Here is a 22,996-nt window from a genome sequence, read left to right on the forward strand (position 1 = left end):
TGCGACACTCCACCCTTCCTTCGCGAATTGCTATGAATACACGACTGATCTTCGCTGCCCTTTTCTTGCTCGTTGGTTTCACATCGACTCAAGCGGAAACGAAACAACCGCCCAACATCGTTTTTATCTTTACCGATGATCACTGCCAGCAAGCACTCAGCGCGTACAACGATGCACGCATCACGACTCCCAATATGGACCGCATCGCCAAAGAAGGCATGCGGTTTGATCGCTGCTACTGCACCAACGGCATTTGCGGTCCCAGTCGGGCTGTCATCCAGACCGGCAAGTACAGCCACCTGAACGGTTTCATTCGCAACGGAAACAAATTCAATGGCGACCAACAAACCTTTCCCAAGTTGCTGCGAGCCGCTGGATACCAAACCGCTGTGATCGGCAAGTGGCATTTGGCGACCACGCCGCAAGGCTACGACTACTACGACGTCTTGAAAGGCCAAGGCCCGTACTACAACCCGCCGATGATTACCGCAGGTAAAGATGGCAAACCGATCACCAAGCCACACGTCGGGTATACGACCGAGATCATCACCGAAAAGACACTGGACTGGTTGAAAAACGATCGGGACGCCGACAAACCATTCATGGTCATGTATCAACACAAGGCGCCGCATCGAAATTGGCAACCCGCGCCCAAATACTTGAACTGGCTGGACGACCAAACCATCGCAGAACCTGAAACTCTCTGGGACAACTACAACGGGCGGACTCGATCAGCAAAGCGTCAAACGATGACGATCAAAGATCACTTGACCGCGTACGATTTAAAATTGGCACCACCGCGCGGTTTCAATGAAGATCAATTGCAAGCTTGGAATAAAGCCTACGGACCAAAGAACGAAGCTTATGAAAAAGCCAAGCCGTCGATGACGGAAAAAGAAATCATTCAGTGGAAATACCAACGGTACGTCAAAGACTATTTGCGCTGTGTCAAGAGCGTGGACGACGGGATCGGTGAAGTGTTGGATTACTTGGACGAAGCCGACTTGGCGGACAACACGGTGGTGATCTATTCCTCCGACCAAGGCTGGTACTTGGGCGAACACGGTTGGTTCGACAAACGTTGGATGTACGAAGAATCGCTTAAATGTCCGTTGTTGGTGCGTTGGCCCGGCCAGGTTCAACCGGGCACCACTAACGAAGACATCGTGTCGAACTTGGACTTTGCCGAGACCTTTTTAAGTATCGCCGGCGTGGACGTCCCCAATGACATGCAAGGCCGATCTTTGGTGCCGATTTTGCAAGGCAACACACCTGCTGATTGGCGAAAGACGTTTTACTACCACTACTACGAAAACCCGGGCGGTCACAACGTCGCGCGGCACTATGGCGTTACCGACGGCCAACACAAATTGATCCGCTTTTACGCACTCGAAGGCGAAAAGATCGACGACTGGGAACTGTTTGACCTAAAGAAAGACCCTAACGAATTGGTCAACATCTTTGGCAGCACCGAAGTGATGGGCATTGAATCAAAGTTGTCCGGTGAACTAGAGCGACTGCGTCAGAAGTACGCCGTGCCGGAAGACAACGATCCCGGACGTGCCAAGAAACCAAAGCAAAAAAAACAGCCGGCTCGCGCACTTAAGAAAGCCAGCTAGTGTTTTGTACATGATTGCGAAACGAGTGTCTCATCAGTCATTAGTCCGCGACTCATGCAAACCAGAAAGCCGAGCTTGCTTAGAAACTGGCTGGCAGTTCAGTTAACCCTACCGCGCCCGCGTCAGGCACTGCATTGACAGTCCACTCGGTTGCCACGTTTGAGTAGCTGATGCGGTACAGCGTGGGGACGCCGTTGACGATGTGTTCGTACCGATACTGGATCGGAGCAGGCGGGTCGCCGGTTTCCATTCGCGAGCAGGCGACGGCGAGAACCGAGACAGGCCCGCGACGATGCTCCTCACTTAAGATCCGAGCTTGCTCAATGCGTAATGCAGCGCTCAGGTTTCGCTGGTGAACAGCGACGAATGCGGATGAGCTAAGGATGATCACCATGACCAAGATCATCGCATAGCCACGACGCTTGGTTGCCGTTCGGCTGTTCCGGATTTGATTGCGCTGAATTTGATTGCGTTGAATTTGATTGCGTTGAATTCGACTGCACTGAGCTCGGCCGCGTTTAGCAGTACTCATAGGATGTCCGAAGTCGCAAAGGTGTATGTTTCAGTGAAGTTGCCGGCTTCAAAATCAATCGTGATTATGATTTCGTTCACGCCGACGTTGAAGTCGATGTCATTGACCCATCTGGCGACGGTATAGGTGTTGCCGGTCGTGGCGTCGGATCGAATAAGCTGGCCATCCCAAAGCGAGTAAATGATCACGCGGTCGGGTGCGACCCAATCGGCCGTCGCGTTTTGATCGGCGTCAAAACACAATCGCAATTCCTGCGAATTTGGAATCATTCGACCAACGAGACGCCATTCCATTCGGTCGCCCGTCAAGTCATCTGGGCTGGCACCGGCAAAGTCGCGGCGAAACGATTCGATCGCTAGCCGCGCTTCCGCGGTGACTTGTGTTTCGACGATATTGGCTGCCATGTGCCGGCTGATGTCGACCGCGACCCCCGACGCCATCAGGACCAAGATCGCCGAAATGATGGACGCAATAGTGATTTCCAAAAGGCTAAACCCGCGACGGCTCGATCGAGTTCGCTTCTGGTCTGTAGTTCGATAATCATTCACGGCACTTTCTCCAAAACTGCCGTCGCGCCACCGTTGGCATCCCGCGTGATCGATACGACATCGAGCACCCGCTGCGAAGAAATCAGAATTGCGTCAGCGAGGATGTAATTTGAACAACCAGGTCCATCGGTAAGCCTGACGCGAAGCTGCCCCGAGTCGATGGTGTAAACGCCCAAGCTGTCAAACATGCGACCGCCATAGCTGGTACCCGAGGTACTTTGCGTTTGGTCGACGTTGACGGTCCCAAGAAGCGTCGTTCCATCGTAAATCTCATACGGGACCGCATCGCCCAGGCTGGAGAAAGACGGATGGGTCACCAAGACCTCATAGTTTCCCGGCAGCAATCCATTGGATTCAAACTGGCACCACGAACCAACCAGATCGGTCGAACGATGGTAGTGCGCGTTACCGTTGTACGTATATGAATGAGTCCAGCTGATCCAGCTATTTGGATCACTGGGCTCTTGATAAAACGTAAATCCCGGCGCCCCGTCTTGATTGTCGACAATCGTTTCGCCATCTGTTCGAGGCAGCACGGGGTCTGCCGGAACGACCGCGTCGTCTATGGTTGCGTAAACGCCCAGTTTGCGCTGCCAAACTGTCGGAGCCTGATTCAGAGCGGCAACGTCGGCGGGCGGTAAACTGTCTCGCAAACGATTGGCCTGGCGAGTCTGCACCACCGTCATCGAGTACAGCCCAGCCATTCCGACGGCCAACATCACCATCGCCACTTGGACTTCCAGGTAGGAAGACCCCATGCGTCGGCGATTCGATTGGGCGGAAGGACAATACATTGCAACTAAACCGGATGGCATGCACGGTTGGCGAGAGCAGGGGACACGAGCTACTCAAACGTAGGTCATAGAAAAATCAAAAGCAGCGACAAATCGCAACCACGATCAAATGCTAAAACGCCGGTGTCAGCACGGGAATCGAACTGTCGATCGGGCTAGGATTGCCTTGAACGGACCCAACGATCGTGCCGGCTTCATCGATGGTGAAGTTGCCTTGCCAAGCACCGTTGTAGACGGGTTGGCCGAGACCATCGAATTGTCGTCGACGGGCTTGTGCCTGGAAGCTGGACGCGTCGGCAGCTGTGATCGAAAACTCGTATCGTGGCGCTGTCAGGTTCAGATCGTTGTCGACCAAACCGGCATCAATCAAGGCCTGCATGTTGGGCGCGTACGTGCGGTTTTCCAACCAATAAAAGCGCTGCGCCGTATTGACCATTCGCAAACCCGCCCCCGCCATGTCGGCGTGCGATTGTTCCATGGTGCGCAAAACGCTGGGAGCAGTCAGCGAAAGCAAAATCGCCATGATCGTCATGGTGACAATGATCTCGATCAGCGAAAAACCGCTTCGTTTTTTAACTGTTTGCATCATCCTACGTTCCCAGCCATCTCGAACATTGGAATGTAAATTGCCAACATGACGACGCTGATCACGCCCCCCATCACCATGATGATCGCGGGCTCAGCCAACTTGGTGACACGGCTCATGAACGCCTGTGTTTTCTCGCGGTAATAGGGCGCCAGCTCTTCCATGACGGGACCAAGCTGTGCGGATTCTTCCCCCACGCGAACAGCATTGACCATCATGGACGTAAACAAACCGGTTTCTTCCAGTCCGTCGGCAAGCGAACGACCGGCGGCCATTCGATTGCGCGCATGATGGAGTGCGTCGCGGTAGGGCGGCTGGCCTTTGAAAACATCCGCGACCGTGTTCATTGTCTCCAGCATCGGCACACCACTTCGCAGTAGCAGAGCCAGGTTGGACGAAAAACGGTACATCGATGACTGGATGACCAAATCACCGACAACCGGAATCGCAACCAAAACACTGGTGATGCGACGCATGCCAGGTTCTGTCTTGGCCCAGCGGCGAAAGAAGAACGTTCCCACAGCCAGACCGCCAAAAACGTACAAACCATAGTTGGCCAAGTAATCGCTGCAGTCCAAAACGAAAACGGTGATGTCCGGCAATTCGGCTCCCATGTCCTTGAACATGTCGCCAAATGTTGGCACCACGAACCAAAGCATGACGACCAGCACCAGCACGGCGACAAAAACCAGCACGCAGGGGTAAATCATCGATCCGATAAATTTGCTGCGCGTGTCCGCGGCTTCGCGGATTTGGCGATTCAAGTCAACCAACACTTCGTCAAGCTTTCCGGTCGCCTCACCCGTCGCGATCATGGCGACCCAGTGAAGCGGAAAGAGGTCGCTAGCAGCATCGTTGATGGCAACGTTCAAACTGCTACCCGACGCAACCCGTTCGCCGACTTCTTCCATCGTCGCTTGCAGCTGCGTGCTCTGATTCTGTTCTGCAGAAATCTTAAGCGCACGTAGCATCGGCGTGCCGGACGCCAAAAGCGATCCGAACTGCTGAAAGAAACTCATCTTGTCGTCCAAACTCACGCGCGAATGTCGTTTTGCCGACACGCGTGCGTGAGAGAGGAACCAAGATTCAAGGGACATGACAATTAATGGGTTAGGGGGCTTTTGTTATTCGTTGTCTTTGCGTGGCAGGACGTAGCGGCAAAGTTTTGATTTAGTGGCTTTCGCACAAACTAAGTGCTTCTTCCAAACTGGTTTCGCCTGCGACAACCTTGACGACGGCACTTTGAGCCAGCAATTTCATTCCATCATCGACGGCAGCTTGCTGCATCTCGCCGACCGTGGCACCTCGCTGAATCATCTCGCGAATTTCGCGGTTGATACGAATCATCTCGAACACCGCGACTCGGCCCTTGTAGCCAGTGTCACGACAGCGTGCGCAACCGTTGGCTTTGAACACCACGGTGTCCGCCGGAACGTCATAGCGAGCAGCTGTTTCGGCATCCAATTGACAAGGTTCCTTGCATTCGGTGCAGAGACGTCGCAGCAAACGTTGAGCGACCAAAAGTCGCAACGTGCTGGCCAACAAGAACGGCTCGATGCCCATGTCCTGCAGACGTGTCACACTGCTCAGGGCATCATTGGTGTGCAGCGTGGAGAACACAAAGTGTCCCGTCAAAGCGGCTCGCATGCAGATGCCAGCCGTTTCACTATCACGAACCTCACCGACCATGATGACGTCGGGGTCTTGTCGCAAAAACGATCGCAACGCATCCGCAAATGTCAGTCCGACTTTGCTGCGAGTTTGGACTTGGTTGATTCCGCTAAATTTGAATTCGACCGGGTCTTCGACCGTGCAGATGTTCGTTGCGTGATCATTCAGCGCATTGAGACACGAGTACAAAGTCGTACTCTTACCGCTACCGGTCGGGCCAGTCACGAGCATCAAACCATGCGGGCTGCGGATCGATTCGGTCAGGTCTTTGTACTGACGTTCGTCCAGTCCCAGCATGCCTAGGTTGTGCGGTAGCGCGCTCTTGTCCAGAACACGCATCACGATCTTTTCGCCGTAGACTGTCGGGCAAGTGTTGACACGCATGTCGACGCGGTGGTCGCCGCTGCGTAGTCCAATGGCACCGTCTTGCGGAACACGTTTTTCGGCAATGTCCATCTTGCTCAAGACTTTCAGACGACTGATGACTGCGTTGAGCATGGCCATCGGTGGCGGAGTGATCTCGGCCAAGACTCCATCGATTCGCAGACGAACCCGACAAGCTTCCTCGTACGGTTCGATATGAATATCACTCGCACCGGTTTGCAAAGCTTGTTCAAAAATCCCGTTGACGTACCGAATGATCCGGCCATCGCGTCCGGGAGGTGGAGCTTGGTCTAAGTGAACAATTTCGCCGGTTTCTTGGGACTCTTCGTCATCCAATTCTTCGGCGTCTTCGACTTCTTCAAAACTGGCCGTATTGGCCGACGTCACTGCGTCGGTCCACGATCCGTCGTCGTACAAAACGGCCAACAAACGTTCGATCACCGACAAAGGTGCAAACAGGGGACGCATTTGACGTCCGGTCAACAGTTTGATTTCATCGGACAACAGCAACGAATCAGGCGCGAATACGGCGACCTCCAGCGTCTGGCCATCGTCGCTCAGGGGCGCAATCAAGTGATCGCGGCAAAGTCGGCTTGGCAATACCGATGCAATCGATGGATCGACTGGCGGAGGCGAATCCGCGGGAGGATCAAACAACGGCATCAAGTAGTGATTGGAGTACGCTTCGGCGATCTGGCGTTCATCGGCCAATCCGTGTTGGATCACGTTCTCTTCGATCGTGATTTCGTCACGATTTGGCGAACTCCAAAGGTCCATCAACCGATCCGGATCAAGCTGATCCATTTTCTGGATCAGACGAATGATCAGCGGATCGCTGGCGGTGATTGGATTGACCGGTGTGATCGTGGTAGCCATGGTTCGTTCCTAGAAACTTAGGAGTGAGTGTTTTGGTAGGAGGCAGTCATGCCTGGGGCGGGGCGACCGATTAAGTTGACGACGGCGGTGGGGCAATTACCGGCAGACTCGACGAGTCAGAACGGTTTGAAACGGGTGTTGCGACGGGAGGACCCGCCGCGGAACTGGAGGCACCAAAAGGCTGCGCCCGAATCTCTACGATCGTTTCTTCACACGCGATGACGGCGTGGTCGTTTTCGATTCGTACGATTTTGCACAAAAGGTGATTGGCATCGTTGGTCTTCAGCGTGTCACCGGGCAAACGTGGCTTGCCATTGATGACGGCCCACTTTCGGCCGCCCATGCTGGCGATCCCCGAAAGCGATAATCCGGCTCGGACTTTTGCAGGATCCGGGCCCGATGGTTTGGTTGCGACGACCAACTTGCCGGTATCCGGTTCGACTTCCATTTCTTCACTGGCAACCAAGACTTCATGAAAAGGATTGGCCGCCGGCTTTGTAATCACAGGTGGTTTCAGGTCGTCTTTTTTCCAACGCACGGCACTTGCCCGGACGATGGATTCACCTAGGTCCAGCGGCGCAGCTGGAGGCATTCCCAAGTAGAGAGCTGCCCCGAGGACCACGGCTGGCGGTGCGAACTTTTGGGCGATTGCAATCATGACTTCTCCTTCAGCATTAGCAGCGACAGTTGCATCGATGGTGTTCGGCGATTCCGTTCGGCGGGTTTGATCGAAACGCTTTCGATGCGTAGCAGATAGACGCCGCTTTCGAGCTGTTGCAGCAATCGACTGAGTGAATCAAACGATCCCGTGACATCCATGCTGACGCGAACTGATTCCAATGGTCCCATTCGCGACGGTGCTTCGGTATCGATTCTCATCAAGTCGACGGACTCGCCTCGAACCAGATCGATTAGGTGCGAAGTGATTGCGTCGTTGCTATCGCCGGCCATGATGCCAGGTTGAACCGCTTCCAAATGCGCACGTAGCAGAACCACCTCTTGGGCGACCTTGGCGGTGTTTTCCAAATCAGCCAGTTCACGCTTTTGCTTCTTCATGCGACCGTGAAGCGGTTCGCTTACGGCAAAGAACATGATTGCCAACGCAACTCCGGCGACTGCCATACGCATTCGCAGCGGATTTCGAAGGTGTTGGGCGACTTGTTGTAATTCTGCTCGCCAGTCTTTTTCTTTACTCATCGTCGTTCGCTATTCACCTGAGGACAGATGCGGCGTTTCGCCTAGCGACCTCCCTTGGTGTCATTTGTCAAAACGATGGAGAATTCGGCTCCAGCAACGCCAGTCTCTTGAGACCGCGTTTGACGAATATTGCTAAGTTCAACGTGCTCAAACGATCGTGCGACCGAAGAGATTTGCTTGATCGATTCGGCGAGCGAGTCCAACGAAGTAGGCATGTCACCGTTTTCGTTCAGCGCTGCTTCGGCCTGCAGAACAAGTGTTGCCGGCACGACCTTGGCTTTTTTCTTGCGTGTCGAGGACATCGTGGCTGATCCGCGAATTCCGGTCAGACGCATGCCTTCGGGAATCGAATGCGTAATGTCGGTCAACATGTCACTCCAGCGAACCCGGTCGTGGAGAAACTGACTGACCGCGGTTGCACGAGCATTCAGCTGGGTGCGTTCTGGCTTGGGGTCGGTCCCATCGCCTACCATCGGTGGTGCGCTGGCAAGGATGGCCGTTCGCTGGTGATCCAGTTTTCCGCTACGCAACCACAGCACGCCAAACAACACGGCCGCCGCCATCACGTACGCGACGATTTCTTTGTAGGGAACAACCCGGCGCAGCTGAAGCGGATCGCGGTGCTGTCGCACAAAGTCAAATCCTTCGTCGTCGTCACTCAAAAATTTGTCGGCGAGTGCTTTGGCAACGTCTTGACCTGCAAAGTTGGGCGATTCGACCCAGCGAAGGTCCGCGCCGGTGTTTTCTTCTAACCATTGCTGATCCATCAACGCGTGTAGTTCGCGTCGACCGTGCAAAACGACATGGTCGGGTGTTCGGTCAATTCCGCAGGCTTGGCTGGCCGCGTCCAACGATCGGATGGCCGATACGATGCCGGTGGCTTCATCACCCGTTGGCAGTGGCAAACTTTGCCAATAGATCGGCAAGGTTCCACGGCTGGTGGCGGCTAAAAGTCGATTTTGGCCCAGAATGACACGGGTCGTCAAACTGCTGCGCCGTTCGCGGCCTTCGGACTCCGGCGCCGCGCCAATCAAGCAGGCTGCAGCTGGTTCCAGTCTTTGCAACGAATGACCTGTGGCGGCAACCGATTCACGGATCGCTTCGATACGGTCGTTCGGTGCGGCGACGATGCCCGCGACAGTCCTTTTGTCGGGCTGCCAATTGATGACGTCGATCGCCATCTTGTCGAGTTGTGAATTGCTGCTGCGAAGCGATTCTCGAAGGAGTGCTCGCGGCGACGCATTGGCTGCGCCCGAAGCGGTCGGGCGAGTTGCAAAATAGCATTCATCGGTTGGGATGGCTGCCACAATGGGCAGTCGGGAGGTCGACGCGTTGAGTTGATTCAGCAAATCTGCGAGTGCGGCGTCGGTGTTGTTGTTCGCGCAAGCAGCTTTGGCGTATTGATAATGGACGATACCGAAGACAGATCGCGAAGCGCGGCAGCCGTATAGATAGTCGCGTGCGAACATCACGCCGATGGCGTCGTTGCTCGATCGTACATCGCCTTTGGTTGTCATGATTTGGTCCCACCCGTGTAACGTCGATCATTCGCTCATGCGGAAGCGAACAGTCCATAAAAAGGGGCGGCTCGTCGTTTTTTCGATCGAACCGCCCAATACTTTTCTTTTGAAAGCCGTCCACTCAGGATCGGTTTCCGGTCGAGACGCCAGCGGCCAAAACTCTTGGCCGCTTGGTCTCGTTTTACTCACTGACCTAGGATTAGGTGCTTTGTGGGTTGATCTCTGAGTCGATCGTGCTGTTGCCCGAGTCATAGCCGGCTTCGGAGAACGTCACGGTGTAGGCACCGTAGCCACTGCTTGCACCACTACGAGTCAAAGTCAAAGTCCACGAATCTTCCAAGCTGCCGGTTGCACCAGCTGCGGCTGCACCAACGCTGAAGTAAGTAGGAGGAGTCTGTGACATGTCCAACTCGGTCAAGTCAGCTGCGTAGGTGCCCTGACGAGCCTGGAAACGCTCTTGAGCAGCACGAACGCTGGCCAAGTACTTGAATGATTCAGCTGCTTTACTTCGCTCGACTGATTGCAACAGACGTGGAACGCCAAACGCAGCCAAAACGCCGATGATGATCACCACGACGGACAATTCGACCAATGAAAATCCCTTGCGGGCACGAGCTGGAGTGTTAGATGTGCGAGCCACGATAGGGCCTCCGAATGACAAACTTATTGAGTGATGTGATGTTTTTGCTTTTGCTCGCGAGGTTTCAGAGGCAAGGCGCCAATGATTGAGTCGCGAGAAAATCCCGTCAAACGAACGGGTCAATCAAGCAATAAGACATTTCTACGGACCGTGACTGAGAATCACGGCTGAATTGGCGACTCACCTGGGCAAAGCATGCAAAGCTTGCTGATCGTGCGGATGATTCCGCCTACGCTGAACCAGCCGGTCACGTAGTGGATGAGTGTCAACTGAACGAAACCATGATGTTGCTATCAATGTTGCGGGCAGAAAATGGTGATTTTGGACCGATTGGCAGTTTCACACGTGAAATACGACTTGGCCCGAATTTGCAACTTTCGTTAAACTCACGAGCCTACGCAGCCGACGCGCGAGGTCCGCTGGCGAAAAAGCGTTACACGATGTGACACTTGCCAGCTTGTTGGTTCATCGACCTGATGGTTGATCGAACAGCTCTCCCGCGAACAGCTTTGACCCAGGTAACAACGCACTAAGCGTTCAGGGAGGGAACCGATGCCGGGCGAATCATTCCGATTTATTCATGCCAGCGATTTTCATTTAGAAAAACCGCTGAGCGATCTCGATTCATTGCCGCCGCATTTGCACGAAGCGATGGCAGGCGCACCGCGCGCCGCAGCCAAGGCCGTATTGGACGCCGCGTTGGTCGAAAACATCGACTTCGTTGTTCTCTGCGGCGATCTGATCAGCCCCTTGGCAGCTGGCCCGTACGGCATGTCCTTGCTGCTGGACTACTTTGATCAACTCAACGAAAACAACACGCCGGTGTTTTGGGCCGCCGGAGTCGTTGACGACCCGGCCAACTGGCCCGACTCGGTGCCACTTCCTCCCAACGTGACGTTGTTCCCCAAAGATCGCGCCGTTTCGGTTCCTGTCGAACGTGCCGGTCGTACGATCTGTCACGTCATCGGGCGAAGCTGCGATGGCCGGCCAACGATTCACGTGCCCAGCTACAACATGGATCTAACCGACGGGTACACCGTGGCGGTTGGACATGGATCTGCTGACGCAGGTGCCCTGGCCGAAGGCCGATTTGACTACTGGGCCCTGGGTGGCAAACACAATCCCGAAACCATCACCGGCGCGGCCGAACAAGGTGCCGACTACTGCGGTTCACCTCAAGGACGTGACTTAACCGAATCCGGCGCCCACGGTTACACGATCGTGGACGTCGATGCCGAAGGCCAAACGCGAACCCACCAAATGCAGTGCGACACCTTTCGCTACTGCCACGTCGAAATCGATGCCGCCGACATTGCCATGACCGGCAACCTTCGCAATCTAATGGGCGAGCGGGTTGTGCGACTGCAACACGAAAATGGCGGCCGACATTTGATCCTCGGCTGGGACATCAGCATCACCGACGGTGAAATGTTGCATTCGATCGGCGACACACAAGAACTGCTTCAGTGGGTTCGATCGGAGTATGGACACGGCAGCCCATCGGCTTGGACGGCACAGTTGACCGTTCGTCCGCCGCAGGACTATCCCAAGTCTTGGCACGAAGAAGAAACCATTTTGGGTGACTTCCTTCGCATCGCTGCCGAGCATCGCAAATCAGATGGCCGCGAAATCAGTTTGCTGCCGTTTACCGAAGAACACAAATCGCTGGTCACAACCAGTGCCAATCTTCTGGCCGAAGTTTCCGCCGCCAGTCGAAAAGACACGCTTGATCAAGCAACGCTCTTGGGCGTCGAACTGCTCCGCGGCGGGAAGCCTAACTTGGTGCAAAAATCATGAAAGTCAAAGACATCCACATCGACGGGTTCGGCGTTTGGACCGGACTCTCTGTCGACTCATTGCCTGAAGGCATGACGTTGTTTTACGGCCCCAACGAGGCCGGCAAGACAACGCTGATGCAGTTCATGCGGGCGATGCTTTACGGCTTCACTGACGAACGTCGCGAAAAGTACTTGCCGCCCATTTATGGCGGAACCCCTGGCGGAGCGGTCCGCGTGACCGGCCCCGGTGGTGGATACGAAATTCGCCGTCGCCATCAACTGACCGACAAAAGTGCCGTCGGGCAGTTGTCAGTGACCGGTCCCGATGGCCTGTCCCAAGGCCAACATCGACTGAGCATGCTGCTGGGTCAGATCGACGAGCCTATCTTTACCAATGTGTTCGCCATCGGGATGCGCGAACTGCAAGAACTGAGCACGCTGGACGACACCAAAGCCGCCGACGAACTGTACAAGCTCTCCAGCGGACTGGACCGCGTTTCGTTGGTCGATGTGCTTCGTAACCTGCGCGGTGGTCGCCAAGAACTGATCGGCAACACGCGCTATGAAGACGATCCGGATGCAAAGAAACTAGCCAGCTTGATCAAACGTCGCGAAAAACTGCGTGACGAGGTTCAATCGCTGACCAGCCAAGGTCGCCGCTGGAGCGAATTGGCGTCGCAGCGTCGGACGCAGCAACAAGAGATCGCGCAGCTAACCGACCGAATGGGCGTCTGGGAACGCGAGGCGCGTGGCGTTGAAGTCGCGACCAACGTCTACGATTCCTGGCAAGAGCGTCTGAAACTTCAAACCACGATCGAAGAGAACGAACGAGAGGCTCAACCGCCCGACGAGGCTCCCGGCCAACTCGTTCAGATCGAAGCGATGATGCAGGAGCGTCGCGAAAAACTAGAAGAAGTCAAAAGCAAACGACGCGCGATACGCGACAAAGCCGAGCAACTGCCTGTCAGTCGCCGCATGCTGGATTTGCAAGGCCGGATCGAAGCAGCGACAGAACAGGTGACGTGGGTCGAAGCTCTCGAAGAGCAGATCGAACGTTTGGACCAGCAGATCGAAAAAGCACGCACGCAATTGGGTGCCGATGCTGATCGTTTGGAATTGGACGCCGAAGACCGCGAGGCTTTGGTTGAAGGCGAGTCGATGGAGATGCCCGATCTGTCGCGGCAAACATTGGCCGCTCTGTCGGGGCCTGCTAAACGCGTCAAAGAGCAAGCCTTCTTGCTAAAGCAATCTCGCAATGAAGGCATGGAGCACAAGCAGCGTAGCGAAAAGCTCGGTGACCAGCTCAAAGAAGTTCTTGATCGTGCGCACGCGTCGAATCTGCAACAAGCCATTCGCCGCGAAAACGAAATGATCAACACGCTACGCCATCGTGCACAGCTTGGCGAACACCTCGACAAACTCAAAAAGCACTACCGTGGACTCGAAGAGGAGTCGGTCAACCTAACAACGTCCGAAGCGTTGCCACTGGATCGATTGTTTCTGCTGTCCGTGCCGTTCATCTTTGGCGGTCTCGCGTTGACCTATGGGTTTTCGCATATCTTTGGCATCGAACTGTTCCTCGATCGAGAACCCGATGCGTCGCGCGGTCTGATTTGGTTCGTCTTCGGCCTGATGTCGATGATGCTGTATTACTTCGGCCGACAGTACGGCCAACGTTCGTCGCTGTTGGATCTGGAAGATTGCGATCGCCAAATCGATACGATCCGTCGTCAGATTCGCGACGCTGAAGCCGAGCGAGAGGAAGTCGATTCGGGATTGCCCAATAGCACCCAATCGATCGAAATGCGATTGCGTGAGGCCGAGCAATTGCTGGTCGAATTGGAATCATCGCTACCCACCTACCACGCTCACGAAGCATCTTTGCAAGCGTACAAGTCCGCTCGTTCGCGTGCCAGTACTGCGGCGGACAGGCTCAAAGAAGCTCGCAGTGGTTGGGCCTCCACGCTGAACCGGTTGGGTCTAAGCGAATCGATGTCACCTACTAGCATTCGCAAGCTGGGCGACAACTACGAAACCTTGCAAAACAGCCGACGCCGATTGGTCGAACTGCAAGCTGAACGCGAGCAACGTCAACGCGAGCGACAAACGATTGCCAAACGCATCGAGATGCTTTATCTGGAAGCGCTGGAGCTTAACGATGAAGCGGCACAACAATCGGACGAAGATTCCGAAATCGAAGTCTCCGAAAGCCCCGTGCCACGTCGTTCGCACAAAGGACCGTTGGAACAACTCAACCACTTGCACGAAGAACTAGCTCGCGCACAGCATTGGATCAAACGTCGTCGCGACTTGAAAGAACAGGACAGTCAGCTGAAACGTCAGCAAGCTGGTCATCACCGTGCTCTGGAACGTGGCGAACAACAACGTCGCGCCCTATGGGCCAAGTGTGGTGTGGCGACTGCCGATCAGTTCTACCAAATGGTCGACACCAAAGCTCGGCTTGTCGAAACTCGCAAACAACGCGATGACTTGGATCAACAGATTCGGTCCATCATAGGTACCCACATCGACTACGACGATGTGGCCCGCGAAATCGACGGCGCCAAATCCAGCGATCTGGAAAAACGCTGGGAGTCATTGACGACCCGCATGACCGAAACCGAAGCTCGGATCGCTCACCTGCGAACGCAGCAAGGCGAACTGGCTGCCGAAATGAAACACTTGGGCGAAGACGGCCGACTATCAGCTGCTCAGCTGGAACTAGGCTGCGTCCAACGCAAAATCGATTCAGTCGCGCAGCGATGGCAAATGCTTGCCATGGCAAGCTACTTGATGGAAGACGTTTGCGGTACGTTTGAGCGAGAACGACAACCCGAAACGCTGCGGGAAGCGTCTTCGTTCCTTAGCCAATTGACGGACGGCAAATACACTCGCATTTGGACGCCACTGGGCACCAACGCATTGAAGATCGACAGCCACGAAGGCAACGCACTTCCGCTGGAGGTCTTATCCCGAGGAACTCGTGAAGCGGTCTTTATCGCGCTGCGACTCTCATTGGCTGCCGCCTACGCTCGGCGTGGTGTCATGCTGCCGCTGATACTGGACGACGTGTTGGTCAACTTTGACGGTGACCGGGCAATCCATGCCGCCCAAACACTGAAAACATTCGCCGAACTGGGGCATCAAGTCATGATGTTCACGTGCCACGAACACATTGTGCGAATCTTCCAAGACATCGACGTGCAAGTGCGACTGATGCCGCCACAAGGCGAACCCGGACGCGCGGAAATCCTGGAACCAGAATATGAACTGGAAGAAGAGCAAGAGTACGAAGAGGAAGAACCTGAAGAAGAGTACGTCGAAGAAGTAGCTGAAGTCGTCGAAGAAATTGAAGTGGCGCCCGAACCGGAACCTGATCCTGAACCTGAACCGATTGTCGTGGTTCAGAAAGCTCCGGAGCCGAAGATCATCTACGTCGAAAAACCTCGGCCAGAACCGAAACGTAAACGGAAGCCAAAACCCAAACCGCAGCCGGTTTACATTGAACGCGAACCGGAGCCCGAACCAGAGCCGCAGTATGTCGAACCGGTCTACTTGGCTCCCGCTCGAGTCGAACCAGAACCGGAGCCACAAATCGGCTGGGCGTGGTTTGAACGCGAGCCGCTGACGTCCGAGATCCCAACCGAGCAGCGAGCTGCCGAGACACTCTCAGCAGCCCAAAGAGCTCTGGACAGCGAATGGCTGGGTGACCAAAACGCAAGTGAAGACATGCCCGAAGACGTCTGGAATCGCAATGATTCCTGGTGGGACGGCAGCCAAATCACCGTCAAATAATCACGGTAATAGAGAGCACTGGACTACCGCTCTACAACGAGAGCTCGGCAGAGCTCTAAACCAGCAGTGCAACCAGCTTTGCACTGAGCGACTTGCCACCCACCAAAACCGAGGCTAGTCGGCATCAAGCAAGACGCTTTCGCGAAGGCAATCCTTCGTCCAGTTTTAGGACTTTGTCTTGACCGTCTTGAGATGCAACTCGGTCAGTTGAGCTGCGTCAACTTCGCCCGGTGCATCGGTCATCAAGTCGCTGGCTTTTTGCGTTTTGGGGAATGCGATGACTTCGCGGATGTTCTCCAGTCCGGCAAACAACATCACCCAGCGATCGACACCCAACGCGATTCCGCCGTGCGGTGGTGCACCAAAGCGAAGGGCATTGAGCAGAAAGCCGAAACGATCTTCAGCGGTCTTTTCGTCGATGCCTAGCAGCCCAAAGACTTTCGATTGTATTTCGCTGTCGTGGATTCGGATTGTTCCGCCGCCCGCTTCGCTACCGTTGATGACCAAGTCATAAGCCTGAGCACGGCAGCCAGCGGGATCTGATTCCAACTTGGGCAGGTCCTCCGCCAACGGCGCGGTGAAGGGGTGGTGCATCGCGTGCCAGTTGCCGGTTTCTTCGTCCTTGTCGAACATCGGAAACTCGGTGATCCAGCTGCAGTTCAGTGCATCGGCATCGTAAAGTTTCATCTCCGCACCAAAGCGTTTGCGAAGCGCGTAAAGTCCTTTGCAGGTGGTCTCCCACGTGTCGGCCAAAAAGACCAGCAAGTCACCTGGCGTACCGGCGAGCAGCTCTTTGATTTCGGCCAAATGTGCTTCATCAAAATTCTTGGCGATCGGACTGAACAACGATCCGTCGTCTTCGACGCGGAACCATGCCAGGCCTTTGGCTCCAAACTCTTTGACAAACTCGGTCAGCACATCGATCTGGCGGCGCGAGTACTGCTTGGCTCCACCAGGGACTCGCATCCCGCGGACAAAGTTGCCTGCATCGGCGGTGCCGCGGAAGACTCGAAATTCTGTTTTCTTAGCAACCGGTGTGACGTCGACAATTTCCATGTCAAATCGCAAGTCCGGCGCGTCGTGACCGAAACGACGCATTGCTTCGTCGTACGTCATTCGGGGCAGCGGAAGCTGGATGTCTTTGCCCAACACTTCTTTGGCTGTTTCAGCGACTAGCCCGTCGATCATCCCGATGATGTCGTCGCAATCGACAAACGACATTTCCAAATCCAACTGCGTGAACTCGGGTTGTCGGTCGGCGCGAAGGTCTTCGTCACGAAAACACTTTGCGACTTGAACGTAACGGTCGAAACCAGCGACCATCAAAATTTGCTTGTACAACTGCGGCGATTGGGGCAGGGCATAAAAGTGTCCCGCGTGAACTCGGCTCGGAACCAAGTAGTCGCGTGCTCCTTCGGGAGTACTACGTCCCAGAATGGGAGTCTCGACGTCGATGAAGTCGCGTTCGGCAAAATAGTCACGCATCTTCTTGATGATCTGGCTTCGACGAACCAGAGCTTCCTGCATTTCGCTGCGACGAAGATCCAAAAAGCGATACTTCAGACGCAGGTCTTCACCGGGCAGGTCGCTCTGGCCGGGAGTGAATGGCGGCGTTGTGCAGGCGTTCAGAATTTCGTAGTGATGACAGCGAACTTCGATATCGCCAGTCTCCAGTTTGTCATTGGTTTTGCCTTCCAACCGGTCGGCCACTTTGCCTTTGATCAGAATCACGCTTTCGGCAGGCACCTTACTAGCTTCGGCGATCAATTCCGGGTTGGCCTCGGGAGGACCAAGCACGACTTGAGTCAGACCGTAGCGATCACGTAAATCGATAAAAACAGCTCCGCCATGGTCACGCTTGCTTTCGACCCAACCGCAAAGGGTAACTTCGGTGCCAATGTCAGATTTTCGGAGTTGTCCGCAGGTGTGGGAGCGTAACACGATCGATCAGGGGTTAAGGGGGTTCGTATAACAGACTTCAGTCGGCTGCTGTCTGAAGAACAGGATTCTATGAAAACTCGGGCGTTTCGTAGAGGCGCCCTATCGAAACGAAAAAACCGGTGCCTGGCGACCATTTGGGTCATCAGACACCGGCGATGCGTCCATATTCGCGGAGTGTCGCGAAACTACAACTCGGTTCCGGGAGCCTCATCAGCAAGCTCAGGATGCCCGCCTTGCTTGGGAGCCTTGAAGGCAAGGATCAAGATCAGGTACAGCACTGCCATCGCGGCTGGCACCAATGCCGTCATTCGCAACGCCATTCGGCTACCGTGAAGCGTGGCTGCTTCGACAGGTGCCGCGTCTGTCGCAGCAAATTCCTTGTTGGCGTTCCACCAGTCAGCTTGTTCCTTCAAGCCTTTGAAACTCTCTTCATTGATGGCTTCACCGGCGATCGCGACGTCCGAAAGAACCTTTTGGCCGTTGTCTTCCAGCATTCCTGCCTTGGCACCGTCGATGCCCGTGATACTTGGAAATACCAAAAACTTGTTCTCATTCGGAGCCTTCACACGCTCGTACGTCTCAGGGTTGTTTTCCTGGATGTACTGGGACGCGTAATAGTCTTGCTTGTATCCAATGCCGGGGCCGCCCAGCAAACCTGCCGACGTCATTCCAGCAAAACCCATCAATGCCATCGCAACGGTAGCACTCTCTGGAAAACGTTCGCCGACAACACCCAACATGGTTGGCCATAGAAACGTCTTGCCAAGTGCATAGACAGTCGCTGCAAAGAACATGAAGGGAATACTGTCGCCGATGCTAATCAGATACAGGCCCAAGGCGCCAATCACAGCACTGCAAAGCAGCAAGCCAAGCGAAGAAATTTTGTGAACAATCGGGCCAGCAAAAAATCGCAGTCCGGTCATCAACAACGATGTGTAGATAAACAGCGCGGTACCTAGTTCGGCACTGCTAAGAATCTTGCCAGTGATCTTATTGATCCAGCTGTCCGTTCCCAATTCGACGTAACCAACGCAAGCGTGCGTGATTAACAGGATCAAGAAGAACGGTCCGATCAATTTTGCAAACATTCCGCCGTACGAAATGTTGCCTTGCTCGGCAGCCGTTTTGGGAAACGCTTCCTTGACCGCAATGAACCCGTACATCAGCACGGGGACCAAGAAGGTCGCCATCAGGATTTCCCAACTGACGTAATCCTTGGCAAAGACGATCAAACCACCGATGACCAAACCAGCAGGCCAACCTGCGTGCAGGATATTGAGGTAGTGCGTTTTGGCTTCGGGGTAAATTGTGGCGGTCAACGGATTGATGACGCCTTCGCAAATACCATTGCCGACCGCAAAAATAAACATCGAGATGTACAGCAACATGTACACCGCGTCCTTTCCTGACGCATTGAACACCGGAGTTGCCGCGAACAGCATGACGGCGGAAACCACGTGACAAAGCAACGCGATCATCATCAGGTTCTTGTAGCCGACCAAGTCGATCAGGAACCCGGCGATCAGGATTACCAAGCCGAATCCGAGCAAACCACCACCGGTGATTTGACCTAGTTCGGTCATCGTGAAGCCGTATTTGTTGGACCAAATATCAAGCAAACCGCCACGAACGGCGAAGCCGATTCCGGCAGCAATCAGGGTCAGAAACCCTGCGGTTAGAAGTCTTTTTCGGTTTTCCATGGTCCGCCGGTTGGTTGCGAGGGAAAGAGGTGTGGGAAAGAGGCCAAGCCAGATGCTGCCAGCGTCAATTTGTCTCGTCAAGTTGCTAGCGACACATCTGAGCAAAAGGAGAACGTAATTCGTCAGGCCTCTCGTTGCCACTGTCACGCTCCCTATACTCTCTTTAGAAGTCAAAATTTGCCGCACTTAGCGGCGTTCACCTCTGTTTTGGAGCCAGTTTTCCATGCGTTTGTTTCTTTCGGCCGTTGTCGCCCTGGGAGTTTTTGTCACTGTGAGTAACGCCGACCACCACGAAAAGCACGAAAAGCACGAAAGCGAGTGTGCTTTGGACTACAAGATGAAGACCATCGACGGCAAAACGGTCGACCTGGAGGACTACGAAGGCAACGTCGTGTTGATCGTCAACACCGCCAGCGAGTGCGGCCTGACAGGTCAGTACAAGGGTTTGCAAAGCTTGCACGAGAAGTACAAGGACAAAGGGCTGGTCGTCATCGGATTTCCTTGCAACCAATTTGGCAGCCAAGAACCCGGTAGCGACGCGGAGATCGCCAAGTTCTGCAGCAGCAACTACAAAGTCACGTTCCCGATGTTCAGCAAGGTGGACGTCAATGACGACGGTGCGGCGCCGATCTACAAGTTTTTGACCGCTCAAGACGTCAAACCAGCCGGCAAGGGCCCTGTGAGCTGGAATTTCGAGAAGTTTCTGATTGACCGCGAAGGCCACGTCGCCAACCGATTTTCGCCGCAAACCAAGCCTTCGGACGGCGAATTGGTCAAAGCAATCGAATCGCAGTTGCAGCAGAAAAAGTAATTTTGAGCCAGGTTCGTTAGCCGCAGGCGATAGCCACGGGCCCTTACCGGATCCCGTGGCTACAGCCGTAATCGTCAACTCGACGCTAAAATCGGCCAATCTTTGATGGTCAGCGGTTTTGGAATGCTGGAAAAGGACCGTCGCTAGCACCAGCGGCTGACAACAGAATCCACGGGTTTGCACCACCTCGTCCAACGCCTACGCTCTTGCGTTTGCGCGGCAGGATATCTGCGGCGATTTCCTATTCGTTTAGCGGAGTGATTCGGGTGTCTGGAACCTGTGTGATTGGCCTTCAGTGGGGTGACGAAGCCAAAGGCAAACTCGTTGATCTGCTCGCGCCGCAATTTGACATGGTCGTTCGTTACCAGGGCGGTGCGAACGCGGGCCATACCGTTGTTGCCGGTGATGAAACTTACAAGCTGCACCATATCCCCAGCGGGATTCTGCACAAACACGTTCAGAACTTCATCACGCCCGGTGTCGTCATCAACCCCGAGACGATGCTGAACGAAATCGATGGCCTGGCAAAACGCGGCATCAACTGCGCCGACAACATGCGAGTCAGCGAGCGCGCTCACTTGGTCATGCCATGGCACATTGCCGAAGACCGTCGGATCAACGCAACGGAAGTTCGCGGCGAATCGATCGGCACGACCAATCGCGGGATCGGCCCTTGCTACCGAGACAAAGTGGGACGAACGCATGCGATTCGCATGACGGACCTGATTCAACCGCATCGCGACGATCGCATCCGCACCGTGGCGGAACAAAAGATCGAAATCTTGAAATCGATGGGCGCGACGGACGAAGAACTGGAATCCATCGCTCCTGACAAAGTCGTTGCGATGGCGACCGTGTGGGCCGAACGTCTAAAGGACATGATCAGCGACACCACGGATACGTTGCTGGATGCTGTCGAGGACGGCAAGAAGCTTTTGTTCGAGGGCGCGCAGGGCGCGCTGCTGGACCTTGACCACGGCACTTATCCGTTTGTAACCAGCAGCAACAGCAGTGGTGTTGGTGTTTGCGCCGGTGCTGGCGTACCGCCACGCTGGATCACCAATGTGCTGGGCGTCTGCAAGGCGTACAGCACACGAGTCGGCGGTGGTCCGTTTGTGACAGAACTCGAAGACGCGACGGGCGAAAAGATTCGCAAACTAGGCAACGAATTTGGAACTACCACGGGTCGACCGCGACGCTGCGGTTGGTTTGACGCAGTCGCTGTTCGCTACACCGCGCGACTAAGCGGCGTGACACGTTTGGCATTGATGATGATGGACGTGCTTGCTCACTTCGAGGAACTGAAAGTCTGCGTTGCGTACGAACTGGACGGACAGCGCATCGAGCGATTCCCAAGCCACGCCGATGAACTGCGGCGATGCAAACCGATCTACGAAACTATCGCAGGCTGGAATCAGCCGGTGGACGATGTTCGCCGCGTGGATGAATTTCCTGCCGGCGCGTTGGCTTACGTCAAACGCATCGAAGAACTGGTCGGCATCCCGGTTGGTGTTTTGTCGGTCGGCCCTGATCGAGCTCAAACGATCTTTACCGAAGAAGCTGCCGAGCTGGAATTGGAAGCGATCTAGTTCATCGTCACCGGCCAATTGACCGCTGGCACTAGCCGCGGGCCGCTGCCAGCGTCCCTGTAAAACCCAGACACGACTGGCACTGAATCCATTTCAAGTCTCCCAGCTGAAGCAACGACCGTCACCACATGTCTGATAAGCGCCCGTGGCTAGCGCCAGCGGCTGACAAAATTGCGTTTCGCCGTGTGATAATGCGCTACAATGTAGCTCTGAGAGCGAGTGAGAAATCCCGTTACCGGACTCTCCAAGCATGACCAAACCGTCTTCCCTTGCCGACACTTTGTCCGACGTTCCGCCAGCGGACCGCCCCGCACACATTGCGATCATCATGGACGGCAACGGCCGATGGGCCCAGGCTCGTGGGTTGCCTCGCATCGAAGGCCATCGGCGTGGAGTCGAATCCGTGCGCGTCGTGAGTGAAACCTGCACGGAATTGGGAATCGAAGCAGTCACGCTTTATTGTCTGTCCAGCGAAAACTGGAAGCGTCCCCAAGCAGAACTCGACTTTCTGATGCAGCTGCTGGAGCAGTATTTGGTCGAAGAACGCAAAACGATATTGGACCAAGGCTTGAAGCTACAAGTCATCGGGCGCCGCGATCGTTTGCCGCCCGGCGTGATTGCCGAGATGGAAAAAACGCTGGAGCTTTCCAAAGACAACTCCGGCACCAAGCTAGTGTTGGCGATCGACTACGGTGGCCGCGACGAAATCACCCGTGCCGTCCGGTTGATCTCCCAGGACTTGGCCGACGGAAAAATCTCTCAGTCTCAGATCACCGAAGAACTGGTCTCCAGCCGACTCTACACCGCCGGGTTGCCAGAGATCGATTTGATGATTCGCACCGGCGGTGATTTGCGAGTCAGCAACTTTTTGCTTTGGCAGCTGAGCTACGCGGAGCTCTGGGTCACCGAAAAATGCTGGCCCGATTTTTCACGCGATGAATTTCTGAAAGCCATTCGTGAGTTTGCCAATCGCCAACGTCGCTTTGGCGGCTTGAACGTCAATGAGTAGATTGCC

Annotated in this window: 19 protein-coding genes; 7 read left to right on the forward strand and 12 right to left on the reverse strand. The window is 54.9% G+C overall.

What is annotated here, in order from left to right; translation table 11 throughout:
- The first annotated feature begins 32 nt into the window (after nucleotides 1-32).
- Nucleotides 33-1,619, forward strand: coding sequence for a sulfatase family protein (locus K239x_RS25200; RefSeq protein ID WP_145421065.1), 1,587 nt, complete (start codon nucleotides 33-35; stop codon nucleotides 1,617-1,619).
- Between the two features lie 79 nt (nucleotides 1,620-1,698).
- Here the strand turns inward: K239x_RS25200 and K239x_RS25205 are convergent, their stop codons facing one another.
- From K239x_RS25205 to K239x_RS25250, 10 genes are all read right to left on the reverse strand, one after another.
- Nucleotides 1,699-2,151: a hypothetical protein gene (locus tag K239x_RS25205; protein WP_145421066.1), complete on the reverse strand. Its 453-nt coding sequence runs from the start codon at nucleotides 2,149-2,151 to the stop codon at nucleotides 1,699-1,701.
- Nucleotides 2,148-2,699 carry a prepilin-type N-terminal cleavage/methylation domain-containing protein gene (locus tag K239x_RS25210; RefSeq protein WP_419189380.1) on the reverse strand — a complete coding sequence of 184 codons (552 nt, stop codon included), beginning with the start codon at nucleotides 2,697-2,699 and terminating at the stop codon, nucleotides 2,148-2,150. Before K239x_RS25210 ends, K239x_RS25205 begins: the two co-directional genes overlap by 4 nt.
- The gene (locus K239x_RS25215; protein WP_145421068.1) at nucleotides 2,696-3,457 is read right to left on the reverse strand and encodes a golvesin C-terminal-like domain-containing protein; all 762 of its coding nucleotides are present in this window, start codon (nucleotides 3,455-3,457) and stop codon (nucleotides 2,696-2,698) included. The genes K239x_RS25210 and K239x_RS25215 overlap by 4 nt, the downstream gene beginning before the upstream one ends.
- 148 nt (nucleotides 3,458-3,605) lie before the next feature.
- A complete protein-coding gene (locus K239x_RS25220; protein ID WP_145421069.1) occupies nucleotides 3,606-4,082 on the reverse strand; it encodes a competence type IV pilus major pilin ComGC in 477 nt (158 codons plus the stop codon).
- Nucleotides 4,079-5,176: a type II secretion system F family protein gene (locus tag K239x_RS25225; protein WP_145421070.1), complete on the reverse strand. Its 1,098-nt coding sequence runs from the start codon at nucleotides 5,174-5,176 to the stop codon at nucleotides 4,079-4,081. Before K239x_RS25225 ends, K239x_RS25220 begins: the two co-directional genes overlap by 4 nt.
- Nucleotides 5,177-5,249: 73 nt before the next feature.
- On the reverse strand, nucleotides 5,250-7,010 hold the full coding sequence (locus K239x_RS25230) for a GspE/PulE family protein (RefSeq protein WP_145421071.1): 1,761 nt from the start codon (nucleotides 7,008-7,010) through the stop codon (nucleotides 5,250-5,252).
- 70 nt (nucleotides 7,011-7,080) lie between these two features.
- Nucleotides 7,081-7,668 carry a hypothetical protein gene (locus K239x_RS25235; protein WP_145421072.1) on the reverse strand — a complete coding sequence of 196 codons (588 nt, stop codon included), beginning with the start codon at nucleotides 7,666-7,668 and terminating at the stop codon, nucleotides 7,081-7,083.
- Nucleotides 7,665-8,207, reverse strand: coding sequence for a GspMb/PilO family protein (locus K239x_RS25240; RefSeq protein WP_145421073.1), 543 nt, complete (start codon nucleotides 8,205-8,207; stop codon nucleotides 7,665-7,667). Before K239x_RS25240 ends, K239x_RS25235 begins: the two co-directional genes overlap by 4 nt.
- A gap of 41 nt (nucleotides 8,208-8,248) precedes the next feature.
- Complete coding sequence (locus K239x_RS25245; protein ID WP_145421074.1) at nucleotides 8,249-9,724, reverse strand: hypothetical protein; 1,476 nt, start codon at nucleotides 9,722-9,724, stop codon at nucleotides 8,249-8,251.
- 202 nt (nucleotides 9,725-9,926) lie between these two features.
- Nucleotides 9,927-10,367 (reverse strand): type IV pilin protein, encoded by a 441-nt coding sequence (locus K239x_RS25250; RefSeq protein WP_145421075.1) that lies wholly within the window; start codon nucleotides 10,365-10,367, stop codon nucleotides 9,927-9,929.
- Nucleotides 10,368-10,648: 281 nt separating this feature from the next.
- Here K239x_RS25250 and K239x_RS28950 point away from each other — a divergent pair, with 281 nt between their 5' ends.
- The 3 genes from K239x_RS28950 to K239x_RS25260 all read left to right on the forward strand — a co-directional run bounded on the left by K239x_RS28950 (nucleotide 10,649) and on the right by K239x_RS25260 (nucleotide 15,940).
- Nucleotides 10,649-10,813, forward strand: a complete 165-nt coding sequence (locus K239x_RS28950) for a hypothetical protein (RefSeq protein ID WP_419189381.1) — start codon at nucleotides 10,649-10,651, stop codon at nucleotides 10,811-10,813.
- 106 nt (nucleotides 10,814-10,919) lie between these two features.
- Nucleotides 10,920-12,164, forward strand: a complete 1,245-nt coding sequence (locus K239x_RS25255) for a metallophosphoesterase family protein (protein WP_145421076.1) — start codon at nucleotides 10,920-10,922, stop codon at nucleotides 12,162-12,164.
- Nucleotides 12,161-15,940, forward strand: coding sequence for an AAA family ATPase (locus K239x_RS25260; protein WP_145421077.1), 3,780 nt, complete (start codon nucleotides 12,161-12,163; stop codon nucleotides 15,938-15,940). Before K239x_RS25255 ends, K239x_RS25260 begins: the two co-directional genes overlap by 4 nt.
- A 165-nt stretch (nucleotides 15,941-16,105) precedes the next feature.
- Here K239x_RS25260 and aspS read toward each other — a convergent pair whose 3' ends face one another.
- Both aspS and K239x_RS25270 read right to left on the reverse strand, forming a co-directional pair.
- Nucleotides 16,106-17,881 carry an aspartate--tRNA ligase gene (aspS, locus tag K239x_RS25265; RefSeq protein WP_145421078.1) on the reverse strand — a complete coding sequence of 592 codons (1,776 nt, stop codon included), beginning with the start codon at nucleotides 17,879-17,881 and terminating at the stop codon, nucleotides 16,106-16,108.
- 185 nt (nucleotides 17,882-18,066) lie between these two features.
- Nucleotides 18,067-19,581 (reverse strand): MFS transporter, encoded by a 1,515-nt coding sequence (locus tag K239x_RS25270; protein ID WP_145421079.1) that lies wholly within the window; start codon nucleotides 19,579-19,581, stop codon nucleotides 18,067-18,069.
- Nucleotides 19,582-19,804: 223 nt separating this feature from the next.
- On the opposite strand from K239x_RS25270, the gene K239x_RS25275 reads away from it, so the two are divergent.
- The 3 genes from K239x_RS25275 (at nucleotide 19,805) to uppS (ending at nucleotide 22,990) form a co-directional block, all read left to right on the forward strand.
- Complete coding sequence (locus tag K239x_RS25275; protein ID WP_145421080.1) at nucleotides 19,805-20,392, forward strand: glutathione peroxidase; 588 nt, start codon at nucleotides 19,805-19,807, stop codon at nucleotides 20,390-20,392.
- 266 nt (nucleotides 20,393-20,658) lie between these two features.
- Nucleotides 20,659-21,981, forward strand: a complete 1,323-nt coding sequence (locus tag K239x_RS25280) for an adenylosuccinate synthase (protein WP_145421081.1) — start codon at nucleotides 20,659-20,661, stop codon at nucleotides 21,979-21,981.
- Between the two features lie 280 nt (nucleotides 21,982-22,261).
- Nucleotides 22,262-22,990 carry a polyprenyl diphosphate synthase gene (gene uppS / locus K239x_RS25285; RefSeq protein ID WP_419190118.1) on the forward strand — a complete coding sequence of 243 codons (729 nt, stop codon included), beginning with the start codon at nucleotides 22,262-22,264 and terminating at the stop codon, nucleotides 22,988-22,990.
- Nucleotides 22,991-22,996: the final 6 nt, after the last annotated feature.

It is taken from the genome of Stieleria marina (assembly GCA_007741555.1).
GTDB lineage: Bacteria > Planctomycetota > Planctomycetia > Pirellulales > Pirellulaceae > K23-9.